The sequence below is a fragment of the Citrobacter sp. Cpo103 genome (genome assembly GCF_030332605.1).
Lineage (GTDB): Bacteria > Pseudomonadota > Gammaproteobacteria > Enterobacterales > Enterobacteriaceae > Citrobacter > Citrobacter portucalensis.
Genome location: NZ_JAOWHO010000019.1, coordinates 283,871 through 300,408 on the forward strand (window position 1 = coordinate 283,871; position 16,538 = coordinate 300,408).

Below are 16,538 nucleotides of genomic sequence, written 5' to 3' on the forward strand. Positions count from 1 at the left end.
GGTATTCGTTACGCCCGCCAGAACATGCGCGAGAACAGGATCAGAATGGGGTAAATCTCCAGACGCCCCATGATCATGGCCGCGCACATCAGTAGCTTTGCTTCCTCGTTTAAGGTGCCAAATGTCGTGGCGGTGACGCCAAATCCTAGCCCCATATTGTTGATGCAGGCGGCGACGGTGGCGAAAGAGGAGAATAGATCGTAGCCCATCAGATTGAGCGCCCAGATAAAAAAGCTGGTGAGCAAAACGTAGAGAAAGAAAAAGCTCCATACCGAACGCACTACCCGGTCGCTTACCACGCTATTGCCCACTTTGATATTCAGCAGGGCGCGAGGGTGCGCGAGCTGGTGTAACTCCTGGCGGCACTGCTTGAACATAATCAAAAAGCGCAGCACCTTAATCCCCCCGCAGGTCGATCCCACACAACCGCCGAAGAAACTGGCGCTGAGCAGCATGAAGATCGTGTGCGAAGGCCATTGTGCGTAATCCGCCGTCGACAGGCCATTATCTGTCAGCATCGAACTGGCCAGAAAAAAAGCATGCACCAGGCTGTCCGTTAATCCGTACATGCCTGCCCGCCAAACTTGCCAGGTGGCGATCAGAGTGACCACCAACGCAATAAGCAAAAAGAAACGCAATTCGGCATTACGACGAAAGGGTTTGAAGGTACGTTTCACGATAGCAACGTACCAGAGGGTGAAGTTAAATGCAGACAGCAGTGAAAATATCCCGGCGACAAGCTCAATGGCATGGCTGTTATAAAAGCCGATGCTCTCGCTGCGAGTGGAAAATCCGCCGAGAGAGACCGTCGACAGCCCGTGGCATAAGGCGTCGAAAAACGACATCCCGGCAGCCCAGTAGGCCAGAGTACAGATCAGACCCAGAATGACATAGGTCATCCACAGCGTACGTGCAGTATCAGCAAGTCTTGGCGTGAGGCGCTCTTCTTTAAAAGGGCCCGGCATTTCAGACTGATACAGCTTCATGCCACCAATACCCAGCAGCGGCAATACCGCTACGGCGAGGACAATAACACCCAGACCGCCAATAAAATTGAGCTGAGCCCGATAGTACAGATACGACTTCGGCAAGGCGCTGACGTCATCAATCACCGTTGCGCCTGTAGTGGTAATTCCAGAAACTCCTTCAAACAGGGCATCCGCAAAAGAGAGGTTTAAGCCATCGTCCATCCACATCGGCATCGCGCTGATAAATGAAAACAACAGCCAGAACAGGACGATAATGACGAAACCATCCCGGGTGCGCAGTTGAATACCCGCATGTTTGGTTGCCAACCACGCCCCGCCGCCGAGGGTGAAGAAAGTCATAAATGTGCTGAAAAAAGCGAACAAGCTCCGCTCTTTATTTAACAAAGCGATGAGCATCGGTGGCAGCATAGAAAAGCTGTAGAGAAGAACCAGAAATCCGCACAGGTGAACAACAACCCGTAACTGGGAAATATGCAGTGAATCGTTGAGTCGCAATGAAAAATCCCCCGCCGAAAAAGAGTTATCTCAGCTGGCTGGCATGGTGTTAATTATGATTGATAAAAATGATTGTCGTAAAATTTAACAATTTATATAACTTTCTACTGGTCTGGTTCAGACTCCACTTCATTTCTTGCCGATATACAGCGTATAATCCTCGGCCTTTGATTATTTTTTTACCATTTTTGGAAGCATTATGAGCGCAATATCCCTGATCCAGCCGGACAGAGACCTTTTCTCCTGGCCGCAGTACTGGGCTGCCTGTTTTGGCCCGGCACCGTTTTTGCCGATGTCACGCGACGAAATGGACCAACTTGGCTGGGATAGCTGCGACATCATTCTGGTTACCGGCGATGCATACGTCGATCATCCCAGCTTTGGCATGGCAATTTGCGGACGTATGCTGGAAGCACAAGGCTTTCGCGTAGGGATTATCGCCCAGCCGGAGTGGAACAACAAAGACGATTTTATGCGTTTGGGCAAACCGAACCTGTTCTTTGGTGTGACCGCAGGCAACATGGACTCGATGATCAACCGCTACACCGCAGATCGCCGACTGCGCCATGACGATGCCTACACACCGGACAACGTTGCGGGCAAACGTCCGGACCGCGCCACGCTGGTCTATACCCAGCGCTGTAAAGAAGCATGGAAAGATGTGCCGGTTATTCTCGGCGGTATTGAGGCCAGCCTGCGCCGTACTGCGCACTATGACTATTGGTCTGATACCGTTCGCCGCTCTGTTCTGGTGGATTCCAAAGCCGACATGCTGATGTTCGGCAACGGCGAACGTCCGCTGGTGGAAGTGGCGCATCGTCTGGCGATGGGCGAAACCATCGATCAGATCCGCGACGTGCGTAACACTGCGATTATGGTTAAAGAAGCGCTGCCGGGCTGGAGTGGGGTGGATTCCACGCGCCTCGACACGCCGGGCAAGATTGACCCGATCCCGCATCCGTATGGTGAAGATCTGCCGTGTGCTGACAACAAACCGGTCGCACCGAAAAAGCAGGAAGCGAAAGCGGTAACCGTACAGCCGCCGCGCCCGAAACCGTGGGAGAAAACCTACGTGCTGCTGCCGTCCTTCGAAAAAGTGAAGGGCGATAAAGTGCTGTATGCGCATGCGTCGCGTATCCTGCACCACGAAACCAACCCAGGTTGTGCGCGTGCGCTGATGCAAAAGCACGGCGATCGCTACATCTGGATCAACCCGCCAGCCATTCCGCTCTCTACCGAAGAGATGGATAGCGTCTTTGCGCTGCCGTACAAACGCGTGCCGCATCCGGCGTATGGCGACAGCCGCATTCCGGCCTATGAGATGATCCGTTTCTCGATCAACATTATGCGTGGCTGCTTTGGCGGCTGTTCGTTCTGTTCGATCACCGAGCACGAAGGTCGTATCATCCAGAGCCGCTCTGAAGACTCGATCATCAATGAAATCGAAGCCATTCGCGACACCGTTCCGGGCTTTACCGGCGTGATTTCCGATCTCGGCGGCCCAACGGCAAACATGTATATGCTGCGCTGTAAGTCACCGCGCGCGGAACAGACCTGCCGTCGTCTGTCATGCGTCTACCCGGATATCTGTCCGCATATGGACACCAACCACGAACCGACGATTAACCTTTATCGTCGAGCGCGTGATTTGAAAGGCATTAAAAAGATCCTCATCGCTTCGGGCGTGCGCTATGACATCGCGGTTGAAGACCCACGCTATATCAAAGAGCTGGCGACCCACCACGTTGGCGGTTATCTCAAGATTGCGCCAGAGCATACCGAAGAAGGCCCGCTGTCGAAGATGATGAAGCCGGGGATGGGCAGCTACGATCGCTTTAAGGAATTGTTCGATACCTACTCTAAACAGGCGGGTAAAGAGCAGTATCTGATCCCGTACTTTATTTCCGCGCACCCAGGTACGCGTGACGAAGATATGGTGAATCTGGCGTTGTGGCTGAAGCAACGTCGTTTCCGTCTGGATCAGGTGCAGAACTTCTATCCATCGCCGTTGGCGAACTCCACAACCATGTATTACACCGGGAAAAACCCGCTGGGTAAAATTGGTTATAAGAGTGAAGATGTGGTGGTGCCGAAAGGTGATAAGCAGCGTCGTTTGCATAAAGCCCTGCTGCGTTACCACGATCCAGCTAACTGGCCGTTAATCCGCCAGGCGCTGGAAGATATGGGTAAAAAGCATCTGATCGGCGGTCGTCGCGAATGTCTGGTCCCGGCACCTACGCTGGAAGAGATGCGCGAAGCGCGTCGCCAGAACCGTCATACCCGTCCGGCGTTGACCAAGCACACACCGGTGGCGCATCAGCGCCAGACGCCTGCTGCAAACAAAAAACGCGGGAAAGTGGCAGGGCGCTAATCTGTCTTGCCCGATGGTGAAAGCTAATCCGGCCTACGTACAGCACAGTTTTGTAGGCCGGATAAGTTCCTTGTACCGCCATCCGGTAGAAAGACGCAGTATTTATGCTTCACGAATTCTGGCCGCTAATGCGGCCAGTTTTGCATCATCCGCTCGTTCGTGGTCATGTGACGACAGATATCCTTCATATTGCTCGAAAAATTTATTCTGCCGCGCTTCAATCGGTTTCCAGTGGGTTAGATCGCCAGTGCCATGCATGGGGCTTAATTTGCTGTGTACATGGTCTACGCCGAAACCTTCGAAGAACATCCCTGTACGACTGACATCCGGGAAAGCCTTATCCAGTTTCTTAGCCACTTTTTGGGTTGCCAGCATCAGATCAGCCAGTGCCTGCGGCGGCATATCGAAGGCATAGCTGGGATAATGCTTTTTCGGGATCACCACGGTAAAACCGTCGGTGTTCGGGAAAATCGACAGAAAAGCCAGATGATGCTCGTCTTCCCAGACCTTATGGCAGGGGGCTTTACCTTCAACTATTTGACAGAAAATACAGGTCATTCCTTTTCTCCGCAGGTAAGGTGATTCGTCTGGACGCAGTCAGTTTAGTACAGACCCAACACCTTCCACCACATCAGACCCACGGTGATAAACACCGCCTGGTTAAACAAGCTGATGATAAATCCTGTGCGCCACCAGACGCCCGTTGGAACATACCCGGCACCAAACAGGATTGGACCGCGAGCGTGGGTGTACTGGGTGAGCGAGCAGTACAAACTGCTGGTGAAGGCCAGCATTAATGCCGTGGGGGCTGCGGGAATATTCAGATGCAGACCGACGCCGAGGAAAACGGCGTACAGCGCGGCAATCTGTGCATTACCGCTGGCAAAAAAGTAGTGGGTATAGAAGTAGGCGGCGTTCAGCAGCAGCAGGACGATCACCCAACTGGTACCGTGCATAGTACTGCTCAGGCTATCGCCGATCAGATTGCCAAACCAGGTGGTGAAGCCCAGTTTTTTCAGCTGGTTCGCCATCATCAACAGCGCGGCAAACCAAATCAGTGTGTCCCATGCACCTTTCTCGCTCTTCACATCTTCCCAGCTCAGAACGCCGCTTAGCAATAAAATGGACAGTCCCACGAACGAGGCAGTGGTGGCGTCGACGCCTAACGTATCGCCAAAAATCCACAGCACCAGCAGTACGCCGACGGTAGCCAGCATCAGCCATTCGCCGCGAGACATACTGCCCATTTCCGCCAGCTCTTTGCGCGCCAGATTCGGGGCATCCGGCGTGTGCTTAATTTCCGGGCGCACGATCCAGTAGACCAGCAGTGGAACCAGCAGTAAGGACACCAGGCATGGCAGCAGCGCCGCCATAAACCAGCCGCCCCAGGTCAGCGCGACGCCTGCATTGGCCGCCAGTTTCACCGCCAACAGATTGCCGGTATAGCCGGTCATAAAGAGCGCGGCGGTGACGTCGTTGACGTTGCCAATACAGGTGATAAGAAAGGTACCGATTTTACTGCGGGACTCATCTTCCGGGTTCGAATGGAAACTGCGTGCCAGAGAGTCAGCAATCGGATAGATGACGCCGCCGCAGCGTGCTGTATTACTCGGCATTGCCGGGGAGAGGATCAGATCGGCAAAAGCCAGACCATAGGCGAGTCCCAGCGTGCGCTTGCCGAGCAGACGGATCATCTGCAGCGCAATGCGTCGTCCGAGGCCAGTTTTGATAAATCCGCGGGCAATCATAAAAGCCACGACGATAAGCCAGATAAGTGAACTGTTCAGCTCACTCAGTGCCGTGGTGATAGCGCCGCTGGCGGTTTTATCCCCGGCAGCATAGGCGAGTGCAAAAACCGTAATCCCAATAATACCGACCGCGCCGATGGGTAAAACTTTTGCCACGATAGAGGCAATCGTCGCGACGAAGATAATTGCCGAATGCCAGGCTGGCGCACTTAACCCCGAGGGAGGGGTAAGTTGCCACAGTCCGGCAGAAATGAATATTATAAGAATTAATGGGAGCCATTTGACTCCGCTACTTTTTTTCTCAGTCACGCTTACGCACCTATGGATATGGTGAATATATTCATCAAATAAATATATTTATTTAATAATTAACAGGTTATGTTGCGTAATGCTGCTCCAGCGACTGCAAGAAATACATCAATATATGTGCGTGAATTGTTTCCTGATATTTCAAATCAGTAAAGGCCCGACGAGAGTGTCGGGCTGGAGGGAAGGGGTTAACCGCCGAACTGATCCGGGTCTGGCCCCAGACGTTTGCCCTGATCGAGTTTCGCGATTTCGCCTAATTCGTCTTTATCCAGGCGGAAGTCCCAGACGTTAAAGTTTTCTGCGATACGCGCCGGGGTGACTGATTTCGGAATCACCACCAGCCCGCTATCCAGGTGCCAGCGGATGACAATCTGCGCCGGTGATTTGCCATATTTCTCGGCGAGGTCACGGATGATCTTTTGATCAAAGACGTCTTTGCCGCCCTGCGCCAGCGGGCTCCAGGATTCGGTCTGGATTTTATGCGTTGCGTTCCAGGCGTGCAGTTGGCGCTGTTGCATAAGCGGATGAAGTTCGATCTGGTTAATCACTGGAGGTACGCCGGTTTCATCCATCAACCGCTGGAGATGATTGATCTGAAAGTTGCACACGCCGATGCTCTTAATCAGACCTTCTTTTTGCAGGTCGATCATGTTTTCCCACGCTTCAACGTAGTGGTCGATCGCCGGAACCGGCCAGTGCATCAGGTATAGATCGAGGTAATCAAGCTGGAGTTTTTCCATGCTTTCGAGCAAGGCTTCCCGGGGGCGTTTTTGGTCATCATTCCACAGCTTGGTGGTGATGAATAACTCGTCCCGTGGTACGCCAGCATCGCGTATTGCTTTGCCGACACCTTCTTCGTTTTTGTACGCAGCAGCGGTATCAATTGAGCGATACCCCACTTCCAGCGCTTTATGAATGGCGGTGATGACTTCTTCGTTACTTGCCTTCCAGACCCCCAGGCCCAGTTGCGGCATGACGTTACCATCCTGTAGTTTGATAATGGTTGGACCGGTCATAATTCCCCCCCTGGATTACAGTCACCGGGGCAGCCCCCGGTGAGTTAGGTGTGACTTAAGCCTGGTATAAATACCCAAAAACGAAAGGCGGAGGTTAAAAAACCTTAGCGGGCAGCTTCGTAAATCCGACGGCTGACTTCAAGCGTAATGTCCTGATGTTCGCCCAGTTGCGTACCACCGTGTGCTTTCAGTTTTTCCAGCAATGCCGGGATAGAGCTACCGTCCAGGCCGTAGTCAGACAGGCGAGTGGGTACACCCATTTGTTCGAAGAAAGTACGGGTAGCGGCAATGGCGGCGTCGATGCGCTGGTCGTCGGAACCTTCGGTGATATTCCAGATACGCTCTGCGTATTGCAGCAGTTTGGCACGCTTGGTATCACGTTTTTCATTCCACAGCGCTGGCAGAACGATGGCCAGCGTTTGAGCATGATCCAGACCATGCATTGCGGTCAGTTCATGGCCCAACATATGCGTTGCCCAGTCCTGCGGTACGCCTGCGCCAATCAGGCCGTTCAGCGCCTGGGTTGCCGCCCACATGACGTTCGCACGCACGTTGTAGTTTTCCGGCTCCTGCAAGGCTTTCGGACCTTCTTCTACCAGCGTGAGCAGAATGCCTTCGGCAAAGCGATCCTGAATTTTCCCGTCTACCGGATAAGTCACATACTGTTCCACGGTATGAACAAAAGCATCCACAACGCCGTTTGCAACCTGACGCGGCGGCAGGGTGTAGGTGTAAACCGGATCCAGTACGGCAAATACTGGCTGCACAAACGGGGTCATAAAGGCCAGTTTATCGCCGGTGGTTTTACGCGAAATTACCGCGCCGGAGTTAGATTCAGAGCCGGTTGCAGGCAGGGTTAATACGGAGCCCATCGGGATGGCGCTTGTTACGTCGCTGCCGTGGGTTTCCAGAATGCGCCATGGATCGATGCTGTCAGCGTACTGTGCCGCTGCCGCGATGAATTTGGTGCCGTCCAGCACTGAACCGCCACCTACTGCCAGCAGAAACGTCACTTTCTCATCACGCACGATTTTTACTGCGTTCATCAGCGTTTCGTAAGACGGGTTTGGCTCGATACCGCCAAACTCCAGCACATCCAGGCCTTTTAGCGCGTCCTGAACCTGTGCCAGGACGCCGGTTTTTTTCACGCTGCCGCCGCCGTAGGTAACCAGTACGCGAGCGTCCTGAGGAATTTGATCGCGCAGCTCAGCAATCGCGCCTTTACCAAACAAAATACGTGTTGGGGTATGGAGATTAAAGTTGTTCATTGCTCGTTCCCTTTGGTGGGTAATAAAAGAGGGCAGGAGAGTGTCTGCCGGATGATGAACATTGTGGTCGCCCGCCGCGCTGCTCTCAATGCTCATTTCTGCCGATGTCTTGCCCATTTCTACAGACTGCTGGAGAAAACGGATAAATCTGCGCATTATGTCAGGGTCGAAAACCGATGATGAAATGGTGCTCCATGAACCGTGATGAGATCTGCCTTCTGCTGACAGATAAAATTAAGCAGCTGAAAAGCAATGAAAATAGACTTAACGAACTGCTGCCAGATGTCCGCCTGCTATACGGTACGGAGCCGGCGGCACGTACACCAGTCATGTATCAGCCAGGCATCATATTTCTCTTTTCGGGACATAAAATTGGTTACATCAATGAGCGCATATTTCGCTATGACGCCAACGAATACCTGCTGCTAACCGTACCTTTACCCTTTGAATGTGAAACCTATGCGACGCCGGAGGTTCCTCTGGCCGGTATTTACCTGAATGTCGATATTCTGCAATTGCAGGAGCTGCTGATGGACATTGGGGAAGACGAACTGTTCCAGCCCGCCATGGCTGCCAGTGGGATTAACTCTGCGACACTCTCTGACGAAATTCTCTGTGCCGCAGAGCGCCTGCTGGATGTAATGGAGCGGCCGCTGGATGCGCGTATTCTGGGGAAACAGATTATTCGCGAGATCCTCTACCATGTGTTGACCGGGCCGCGTGGCGGTGCCTTGCTTGCGCTGGTCAGTCGCCAGACGCATTTCAGTTTGATAAGCCGGGTACTGAAGCGGATTGAAACCAAATACACCGAAAACCTCAATGTAGAACAGCTGGCGGCAGAGGCGAACATGAGCGTGTCGGCGTTTCATCATAATTTTAAAGCGGTTACCAGCACGTCGCCGCTGCAATATCTTAAGAGTTATCGCCTGCATAAAGCGCGGATGATGATGATTCACGATGGAATGAAGGCCAGTGCGGCTGCCATGCGCGTCGGTTATGAGAGCGCATCGCAATTCAGTCGGGAGTTCAAACGTTTCTTTGGCGTAACGCCGGGGGAAGATGCGGCAAGAATTCGTATGATGCAGGGGAGTTGATTTCTTGTAGGCCTGACAGGTACACCGTAGGCTATAAAGCTGCGCGCCATCAGGCAAAATGCCGGGGATTACCCCGGCTACGGATAATACTCAGGCGCTACAGTATTTTTTTTTAATCACCACGAACAATGTTCCCAACAGACCTGCGGTTAACAGGGCAATCGGCAGGATCATTAAAAAGGTCATCACCTGATCTTCATGGCGTTTAACGAACGGGATCATGCTCAGCGCATAGCCGAAACTGGTGACGACGGTGACCCACAGCAGGCCACTCAGCCAGTTAAAAAACTGGAACCGACGGTTAGGAAGCCCTGAAATGCCCGCCATCGTTGGCAGCAAGGTGCGAACAAACGCCAGAAAACGCCCTGCCAGCAGCGCCATCAGACCGTGTTGGTCAAACATGCAGGTTGCGCGCTGATGGTATTTTTCCGGTAATTGCGCCAGCCAGCCTTTCACCGTGCGCGTGTTGCCTAGCCAGCGTCCCTGAATATAACTCAGCCAGCAGCCCAGACTGGCTGCGGCCGTCAGAATAGCTATGGTAGGTAAAAAACTCATCACGTCCTGAGCGATCAGCGCTCCTGCCAGTAATAACAGGCTGTCTCCGGGTAAAAAGGAGGCTGGCAGCAGGCCATTTTCTAAAAACAGCGTGGCGAACATGACGAAGTACACCACGCTCACCACGTGCGGATCCGCCAGTGCGGCAAAATCGTGTTGCCAGAGTGCGGAGACAATATCTTGAATGACTACCATGGACTTTCCTGTGGAACAGCGTTTATGTGTGGATTGTACTCCTGAATTGCCCGGGATGCCTTGATCCCGGACGCAACAATTGCAGACTTTTCCACCAGAAGTGTCTGCATATATGTCCATCTGTGGCAATTTTACTCGATTCGGGCAAATCCTGCGGCCAAATCGGCAATCAGATCGTCAACATTCTCTAAACCGATATGTAAACGGATGAGCGTTCCGCTGAAATCCACCTCGCCTTGCGGACGGATTGCCGCAATGTGTTCCGGCTGGTTGGCGAGAATCAGCGACTCAAAACCGCCCCAGGAGTAGGCCATGCTGAACAGGCTGAAGTGATCCAGATACGCAGCAAGCTCCTCATTATTGAGCTTCTTATTCAATATAAAGGAGAATAGGCCGCTGCTGCCGGTAAAATCACGCTTCCAGAATTCATGGCCTTTACTGCCGGGCAGTGCCGGGTGGTTCACGCGGGCGACCTGCGGATGGCTGGCCAGCCACTCGGCGACCTTTAAGCTGCTTTCATGGTGCTGACGCAGGCGAACGCTCAGCGTACGCAGTCCACGGCTGGTCATATAGGCGGTATCGGCGTCCAGCATTTGCCCCATCAGATAGGCATTTTCGCGCAGTTGATCCCAGCAGCGGGCATTAGATACCGCCGTGCCGACCATGCCGTCAGAATGACCAATCAGATATTTGGTGCCTGCCTGAATAGAGATATCGATGCCAAAATCCAACGCTTTGAACAGCACCCCGGCAGCCCAGGTGTTATCAATCATGATGATTGCATCCGGCGCGACGCTTCTGACGGCGGCAACAATAGCGGGAACATCATGCACTTCCATAGTGACAGAGCCGGGAGATTCCAGAAATACGACTTTCGTGTTCGGCTGTATGTGCTTAACGATATCGGCGCCAACCAGCGGATCGAACCAGCCGGTGGACACGCCGAGCTTGCCGAGAATTTTGGTACAGAAATCCTGACTGGGTTCATAGGCGGTATTGGTCATCAGCACATGATCCCCTTGCTCCACAAAGGCAAGGATGGTGTTGGCAACGGCCGCCGCACCGCAGGGGAACAGCGCGCAACCCGCGCCACCTTCCAGTTCGCACATCGCTTCCTGAAGAGAGAAATGCGTTAGGGTTCCGCGACGCCCATAGAAAAGCGCACCGTTCGCCCGGTTGTGCGTGGCCTGTTTTTTGGCCTCTACGGTGTCAAAAACCAGCGAAGAAGCGCGCTGGATCACGCTATTTACCGAGCCCAGCGTGTACTTTTTACTGCGTCCTGCGTGAACGAGTTTGGTTTCAAGTTGCTTATCTGCCATGTTGTCTTACCTATTTTTATACGTCTGGATGTCTAAACTACCATGAATCAAAGATGACGCATCCTGCAGAACGGCCATACAGTAGAAAATAATCTCAAAATGCTTCTGGTGACTTTTTTACTGCGTGAGCGCAAGGAAAAGAAACCAAAGGTGCGGCAATATGTAAATAGTAATGAGAACGACTATCAATTCGACGTCGTTTTGATATGATTACGCTCAGATTTTGTGATTTGCGTCCTGGAGATACAGAGTGGGTAATAATTTGATGCAGACGGATCTTTCCGTCTGGGGTATGTATCAGCACGCCGATATCGTGGTTAAGTGCGTGATGATTGGGCTGATTTTGGCGTCAGTGGTCACCTGGGCTATCTTCTTTAGTAAGAGCCTTGAGTTCTTTACTCAGAAACGCCGCCTTAAGCGTGAACAGCAACTGCTGGCGGAAGCCCGCTCTTTAGATCAGGCAAGTGAGATTGCCGCAGGATTCGATGGCAAAAGCCTGGGCGCACAGTTGATTAACGAAGCGCAGAACGAGCTGGAACTGTCAGAAGGCAGCGAAGATAACGAAGGCATTAAAGAGCGTACCGGCTTCCGTCTGGAGCGTCGTGTGGCTGCGGTAGGTCGCCATATGGGCCGCGGTAACGGATACCTGGCCACCATCGGGGCTATCTCTCCTTTCGTCGGTCTGTTCGGTACCGTATGGGGCATCATGAATAGCTTCATCGGGATTGCACAAACCCAAACGACCAACCTGGCCGTTGTTGCGCCGGGTATCGCAGAAGCGCTGTTAGCGACCGCAATCGGTCTGGTCGCAGCAATTCCAGCGGTTGTTATCTACAACATTTTCGCACGTCAGATTGGCAGCTATAAAGCGATGCTGGGCGACGTCGCGGCACAGGTGCTGTTGTTGCAAAGCCGCGATCTGGACCTGAACGCGAGCGCATCCGCGCATCCGGTACGTGCAGCGCAGAAATTACGTGTAGGATAATGTTCCATGGCAATGAGCTTTAATGAAAACCTGGACGATAACGGTGAAATGCATGAAATCAACGTGACGCCGTTTATCGACGTTATGTTGGTTTTATTGATCATCTTTATGGTTGCCGCGCCGTTGGCAACCGTAGATGTGAAGGTGAATCTCCCTGCCTCCACCAGCACGCCGCAGCCGCGTCCGGAAAAACCGGTTTACCTGTCAGTTAAAGCCGATAAGAGTATGTTTATTGGCAACAATCAGGTGACGGATGAAACCATGATTAACGAGCTAAATGCGCTAACTGAAGGGAAGAAAGACACCACGATTTTCTTCCGGGCAGATAAAACCGTTGATTATGAAACCATGATGAAGGTGATGGATACGCTGCATCAGGCGGGCTTCCTGAAGATTGGTCTGGTTGGCGAAGAGACTGTGAAAGCGAAGTAATCCTCATCATGCCGGGTAATGGTTGCCGCCTTACCCGGCGTGCCTCTCCTGATTCAACTCCCTCGCACACTTGTTCTTATCTGTTCTCATCTAACGCGACCGTGGTTATTCTGGTGGGTTCGTAGTTCCCTTCAGACAGCTTTCGCGTCAGGCGTAAGGTGGCCGTTTCCCGCGCGAGTATATGCTGGTAGGTGCTTTCCAGTCGGGCCATGATTTTGTCCCGCAGTTCTGGTTGCTGCTCCATAATGGCTTCGATCGCGGCACCGTAGATCTCTTCTTTAGCCTGTAGCGAGTAAATTTCACGGCGATTTTGCCATTTCATCCGCACCAGTGCAGCGGGAATAGAGGCTATCTCCTGAGCAACGCTTTCCAGTGTCGTGTTTTTATTGGCAATCAACACGGCTAAATTTTGCTTTAAGACAAACTCATCGCTTTTATGGTTATCTAAAGCCAAATAAACATTATTATCCTCAACATCTTTCATTTTATTTCTCTTCCAGAGAATAAAAAATAGGATCGCTGGTTTCACGGGTAATTAAATTAAGCCAAATTTTGTTGCCCTGTTCATTTATGATGGCTGTTTTTTGAGTCAAAATTTTACTTAATTCTTGTGCATTAATGTCGCCTTCTGCCTGTAGTGAATTGAGCAGGCGAGAGAATGACTCAATTTTTGCTGCACGAAATAGACGCTCTTTTAAATGGCGGTCGCACTCTTCAAATAGCATATTCCGTGACTGACCGGTAGCGGTTGAGCTAATCAAAATATCGGATTCGTAATCGCTTAATGTTATCTTCCCCTGAGTCAAATTTTCACTATTATCTGTAGAGGTGGTATTGTCAGGTGAGCTGGATAAGTGAAAACGCGAGGGAACAAGATGCTCGGGAAGCATGTTGAAATATCCTTTGATGCCAATGATATGTTGTTTTAAATAAACCATGCCGCGTTGACAATAGCATGGCGTAATTTTAAAATCAAAAAAAATGGAGCCAGTATATGAACAGTATATTTTATTCTGTTATTACCCTGCTATTGCTGACTTGCGGGGTACTTTTGTTGATGCACAGTGCAAATAAAAACCGTAATGCAGAAAATGGATACGCTGAAAACCAGCCGGAAATACTGAGTAAAGAAGAGGGTGAAGATCATTTCTCGGTACTGATGAATTCGATTACTCCGGTTTGGTATTGGCGTGTCAATCACGAATATATCGATTTTATCCACTCGACGATCAAACGGATGACAATGGTGGAGCTGAATGAGACGCCAGGGCTATTTGATGCACAGCGGCGTTGCAGCGATCTCAACTCTGCGGTGTATAAATATTACGACAATATTAAAAAACGCTGCCTGAGTGGCGAGAAAGTCCCGCATGCCGATCTGGACGTGCTTAACTTACGTCAGTGCTTCAGGGAGTTCAGCCTGGAAGCCTATCCTGCACTTGTCGCGCTGGTGTGGCCGGAATATCAGCGCCCAGAAATCAAAGCAGAAGAGGTGTGAGGAGCTGGCTGGCCCGTATTACGTGCCGGGAAGAACAACGTTGCTACCCGGCACGGGATTACCTACGGTTATTTGTCAGATGAGGCCTGCCACAGGTTCAGCTTACCGTCCGCGACGTGCTTATCGATCTGCGCCAGTTCTTCGGCGCTGAACGTCAGATTCGCCAGCGCCTGAACGTTCTCTTCCAGTTGCTCCGGTCGACTGGCGCCAATCAATACCGACGTTACCCTGTTGTCTTTTAGCAGCCAGCTTAAGGCCATTTGTGCCATCGACTGTCCACGCTGTTGCGCCATCTCATTAAGCAAACGCAGGCTGGTAAGGTTTTCTTCCGTCAGCATGTTTTCCGTTAACCCACGAACTTTTTTCCCTTCACGCTGCATGCGTGAACCTTCCGGAATACCGTTAAGGTATTTCCCCGTCAGCAGTCCCTGAGCCAGCGGCGTAAATGCGATGCAGCCCATACCGTTGGATTCCAGCGTATCCAGCAGGCCGCTGCTGTCTACCCAGCGGTTAAGCAGGTTGTAAGACGGCTGATGGATCAGCAATGGAATTTTCCATTCCCGCATCAGCTCGGCCATTTTCTGCGTACGTTCCGGGGAATAGGATGAGATGCCGACATACAGCGCTTTACCGCTTTGCACGGCGTGGGCCAGCGCCGAGGCGGTCTCTTCCATTGGCGTATTTTCGTCAACGCGGTGAGAGTAGAAGATATCGACATAGTCGAGACCCATGCGTTTCAGACTCTGGTCGAGGCTGGCGAGCAGGTATTTGCGCGAACCGCCAGAACCATATGGCCCAGGCCACATGTCATAGCCTGCCTTGGTGGAGATAATCAGTTCATCGCGATAGTGTGCAAAATCCTCGCGCAGCAATCGGCCAAAATTCTCTTCTGCGCTGCCTGGTGGCGGCCCATAGTTATTGGCTAAATCAAAATGCGTGATGCCTAAATCAAATGCTTTACGCAACAGGGCTCGCTGTGAATCCAGCGCCTGAACGTGCCCAAAACTGTGCCATAAACCCAGCGATAGCGCGGGTAAACGCAAACCGCTGCGCCCAGAGTAGCGATAGAGCATCTGCTCGTAACGTTCAGGATTGGCAAACCAGGCCATGAGATCTCCTTAGTGCAGGTGAATTTCGAAACAACGTTTCTATTCTAGCGGGTTCACGGTGAATATCCCGTTCACCAGGTCACACTGAGATGAAAAACTGGGCAAAAACAGGTCACTGTGCTTTGCTTAAAAAAACATCAATCAGGAGTGCGACGATGCCGCGTTTGACTGCCAAAGATTTTTCGCAAGAACTGCTCGACTACTATGACTATTACGCGCATGGCAAAATAACGAAACGCGAGTTTCTCAATCTGGCAGCGAAATATGCAGTGGGTGGCATGACGGCGTTGGCCTTATTCAATTTATTGAAACCCAACTATGCCCTCGCAACGCAGGTAGAATTTACCGATCCCGATATTCTGGGGGAATATATTACCTATCCTTCGCCTGAAGGGCATGGTGATGTGCGGGGGTATTTAGTTAAACCTGCGAAGGTGACGGGGAATGTTCCGGCGGTGGTGGTAGTACATGAAAATCGTGGGCTGAATCCGTATATTGAAGATGTGGCGCGACGGGTGGCGAAGGCGGGCTTTATGGCACTCGCGCCTGATGGATTAAGTTCGGTAGGGGGATATCCAGGCAATGATGATAAAGGTCGGGAATTGCAGCAGCAGGTTGACCCCGTAAAGTTAATGAACGACTTTTTTGCCGCCATTGAATTTATGCAACATTATTCGGGGACCACGGGAAAGGTAGGTATCACCGGATTTTGCTACGGTGGTGGCGTATCGAATGCCGCCGCAGTGGCATTCCCGGAACTGGCCTGCGCGGTGCCTTTTTATGGGCGTCAGGTTCCTGCGTCAGATGTCCCTAAAATAAACGCGCCTTTATTACTGCACTATGCGCAATTAGATACACGTATTAATGAAGGATGGCCTGCCTATGAAGCGGCGCTTAAGGCCAATAAGAAAGTCTATGAAGCCTATATCTATCCCGGCGTTAATCATGGCTTTCACAACGATTCGACCCCCCGTTATGATAAAGCTGCCGCTGATTTAGCCTGGGAACGTACTCTTGCGTGGTTTAACAAATATTTGCGATAGAAAACAATAGATTATTTAATGCTTATAACTAATTACCTGAATAATAATGCTACCGAATTTCATTAGCATTCATATTGATATAGTGTGGAGAGATAGTGGATGTACTTAAGAA

16 protein-coding genes are annotated in these 16,538 nt (G+C 51.6%); 6 read left to right on the forward strand and 10 right to left on the reverse strand.

The genetic code is table 11. The features are described 5' to 3' along the window. Positions 1 to 8: 8 nt before the first annotated feature. Positions 9 to 1,484: a TrkH family potassium uptake protein gene (locus OGX89_RS02465; RefSeq protein WP_003828387.1), complete on the reverse strand. Its 1,476-nt coding sequence runs from the start codon at positions 1,482 to 1,484 to the stop codon at positions 9 to 11. A 199-nt stretch (positions 1,485 to 1,683) separates the two neighbouring features. Here OGX89_RS02465 and OGX89_RS02470 point away from each other — a divergent pair, with 199 nt between their 5' ends. Further along, the gene (locus OGX89_RS02470) at positions 1,684 to 3,855 is read left to right on the forward strand and encodes a YgiQ family radical SAM protein (RefSeq protein WP_003024532.1); all 2,172 of its coding nucleotides are present in this window, start codon (positions 1,684 to 1,686) and stop codon (positions 3,853 to 3,855) included. A gap of 102 nt (positions 3,856 to 3,957) precedes the next feature. On the opposite strand, the gene OGX89_RS02475 is transcribed toward OGX89_RS02470, so the two are convergent. The 4 genes from OGX89_RS02475 to yqhD all read right to left on the reverse strand — a co-directional run bounded on the left by OGX89_RS02475 (position 3,958) and on the right by yqhD (position 8,196). Further along, positions 3,958 to 4,413: an HIT family protein gene (locus tag OGX89_RS02475; RefSeq protein ID WP_008785817.1), complete on the reverse strand. Its 456-nt coding sequence runs from the start codon at positions 4,411 to 4,413 to the stop codon at positions 3,958 to 3,960. A gap of 44 nt (positions 4,414 to 4,457) precedes the next feature. Beyond that, positions 4,458 to 5,912 carry a DASS family sodium-coupled anion symporter gene (locus tag OGX89_RS02480; protein WP_126957679.1) on the reverse strand — a complete coding sequence of 485 codons (1,455 nt, stop codon included), beginning with the start codon at positions 5,910 to 5,912 and terminating at the stop codon, positions 4,458 to 4,460. A gap of 188 nt (positions 5,913 to 6,100) precedes the next feature. Further along, positions 6,101 to 6,928 carry a 2,5-didehydrogluconate reductase DkgA gene (gene dkgA / locus OGX89_RS02485; protein ID WP_008785816.1) on the reverse strand — a complete coding sequence of 276 codons (828 nt, stop codon included), beginning with the start codon at positions 6,926 to 6,928 and terminating at the stop codon, positions 6,101 to 6,103. A 104-nt stretch (positions 6,929 to 7,032) separates the two neighbouring features. Further along, positions 7,033 to 8,196, reverse strand: a complete 1,164-nt coding sequence (gene yqhD / locus OGX89_RS02490) for an alcohol dehydrogenase (protein ID WP_063941827.1) — start codon at positions 8,194 to 8,196, stop codon at positions 7,033 to 7,035. Between the two features lie 194 nt (positions 8,197 to 8,390). On the opposite strand from yqhD, the gene OGX89_RS02495 reads away from it, so the two are divergent. Next, positions 8,391 to 9,290, forward strand: coding sequence for an AraC family transcriptional regulator (locus OGX89_RS02495; protein WP_032934199.1), 900 nt, complete (start codon positions 8,391 to 8,393; stop codon positions 9,288 to 9,290). 90 nt (positions 9,291 to 9,380) lie between these two features. On the opposite strand, the gene yghB is transcribed toward OGX89_RS02495, so the two are convergent. Both yghB and metC read right to left on the reverse strand, forming a co-directional pair. Beyond that, positions 9,381 to 10,040: a DedA family general envelope maintenance protein YghB gene (gene yghB / locus OGX89_RS02500; RefSeq protein WP_003024510.1), complete on the reverse strand. Its 660-nt coding sequence runs from the start codon at positions 10,038 to 10,040 to the stop codon at positions 9,381 to 9,383. Between the two features lie 131 nt (positions 10,041 to 10,171). Continuing rightward, on the reverse strand, positions 10,172 to 11,359 hold the full coding sequence (metC, locus tag OGX89_RS02505) for a cystathionine beta-lyase (RefSeq protein ID WP_003828372.1): 1,188 nt from the start codon (positions 11,357 to 11,359) through the stop codon (positions 10,172 to 10,174). A 250-nt stretch (positions 11,360 to 11,609) separates the two neighbouring features. Here metC and exbB point away from each other — a divergent pair, with 250 nt between their 5' ends. Then, positions 11,610 to 12,344, forward strand: a complete 735-nt coding sequence (gene exbB, locus OGX89_RS02510; RefSeq protein ID WP_003828371.1) for a tol-pal system-associated acyl-CoA thioesterase — start codon at positions 11,610 to 11,612, stop codon at positions 12,342 to 12,344. A gap of 6 nt (positions 12,345 to 12,350) precedes the next feature. After that, positions 12,351 to 12,776 (forward strand): TonB system transport protein ExbD, encoded by a 426-nt coding sequence (gene exbD / locus OGX89_RS02515; RefSeq protein ID WP_003828370.1) that lies wholly within the window; start codon positions 12,351 to 12,353, stop codon positions 12,774 to 12,776. 76 nt (positions 12,777 to 12,852) lie between these two features. Here the strand turns inward: exbD and OGX89_RS02520 are convergent, their stop codons facing one another. Both OGX89_RS02520 and OGX89_RS02525 read right to left on the reverse strand, forming a co-directional pair. Beyond that, on the reverse strand, positions 12,853 to 13,260 hold the full coding sequence (locus tag OGX89_RS02520) for a hypothetical protein (protein ID WP_003828369.1): 408 nt from the start codon (positions 13,258 to 13,260) through the stop codon (positions 12,853 to 12,855). A 1-nt stretch (position 13,261) separates the two neighbouring features. Further along, positions 13,262 to 13,666, reverse strand: coding sequence for a hypothetical protein (locus OGX89_RS02525; RefSeq protein ID WP_003828367.1), 405 nt, complete (start codon positions 13,664 to 13,666; stop codon positions 13,262 to 13,264). Between the two features lie 104 nt (positions 13,667 to 13,770). Between OGX89_RS02525 and OGX89_RS02530 the strand changes: the two genes are divergently transcribed. Continuing rightward, the gene (locus OGX89_RS02530) at positions 13,771 to 14,274 is read left to right on the forward strand and encodes an ESA_00282 family adhesion-associated protein (protein WP_003828365.1); all 504 of its coding nucleotides are present in this window, start codon (positions 13,771 to 13,773) and stop codon (positions 14,272 to 14,274) included. A gap of 68 nt (positions 14,275 to 14,342) precedes the next feature. Here the strand turns inward: OGX89_RS02530 and OGX89_RS02535 are convergent, their stop codons facing one another. Next, on the reverse strand, positions 14,343 to 15,383 hold the full coding sequence (locus OGX89_RS02535; protein WP_126957681.1) for an aldo/keto reductase: 1,041 nt from the start codon (positions 15,381 to 15,383) through the stop codon (positions 14,343 to 14,345). A gap of 155 nt (positions 15,384 to 15,538) precedes the next feature. On the opposite strand from OGX89_RS02535, the gene yghX reads away from it, so the two are divergent. After that, positions 15,539 to 16,426, forward strand: a complete 888-nt coding sequence (gene yghX / locus OGX89_RS02540) for a YghX family hydrolase (RefSeq protein ID WP_126957693.1) — start codon at positions 15,539 to 15,541, stop codon at positions 16,424 to 16,426. Positions 16,427 to 16,538: the final 112 nt, after the last annotated feature.

Coding starts and splice junctions, on each gene's coding strand:
- yqhD (WP_063941827.1), bottom strand. CDS start 8,196: ATGAACAACTTTAATCTCCATACCCCAACACGTATTTTGTTTGGTAAA.
- yghB (WP_003024510.1), bottom strand. CDS start 10,040: ATGGTAGTCATTCAAGATATTGTCTCCGCACTCTGGCAACACGATTTT.
- OGX89_RS02525 (WP_003828367.1), bottom strand. CDS start 13,666: ATGCTTCCCGAGCATCTTGTTCCCTCGCGTTTTCACTTATCCAGCTCA.
- yghX (WP_126957693.1), top strand. CDS start 15,539: ATGCCGCGTTTGACTGCCAAAGATTTTTCGCAAGAACTGCTCGACTAC.
- dkgA (WP_008785816.1), bottom strand. CDS start 6,928: ATGACCGGTCCAACCATTATCAAACTACAGGATGGTAACGTCATGCCG.
- OGX89_RS02495 (WP_032934199.1), top strand. CDS start 8,391: ATGAACCGTGATGAGATCTGCCTTCTGCTGACAGATAAAATTAAGCAG.
- OGX89_RS02530 (WP_003828365.1), top strand. CDS start 13,771: ATGAACAGTATATTTTATTCTGTTATTACCCTGCTATTGCTGACTTGC.
- OGX89_RS02475 (WP_008785817.1), bottom strand. CDS start 4,413: ATGACCTGTATTTTCTGTCAAATAGTTGAAGGTAAAGCCCCCTGCCAT.
- exbD (WP_003828370.1), top strand. CDS start 12,351: ATGGCAATGAGCTTTAATGAAAACCTGGACGATAACGGTGAAATGCAT.
- OGX89_RS02520 (WP_003828369.1), bottom strand. CDS start 13,260: ATGAAAGATGTTGAGGATAATAATGTTTATTTGGCTTTAGATAACCAT.
- metC (WP_003828372.1), bottom strand. CDS start 11,359: ATGGCAGATAAGCAACTTGAAACCAAACTCGTTCACGCAGGACGCAGT.
- OGX89_RS02535 (WP_126957681.1), bottom strand. CDS start 15,383: ATGGCCTGGTTTGCCAATCCTGAACGTTACGAGCAGATGCTCTATCGC.
- OGX89_RS02470 (WP_003024532.1), top strand. CDS start 1,684: ATGAGCGCAATATCCCTGATCCAGCCGGACAGAGACCTTTTCTCCTGG.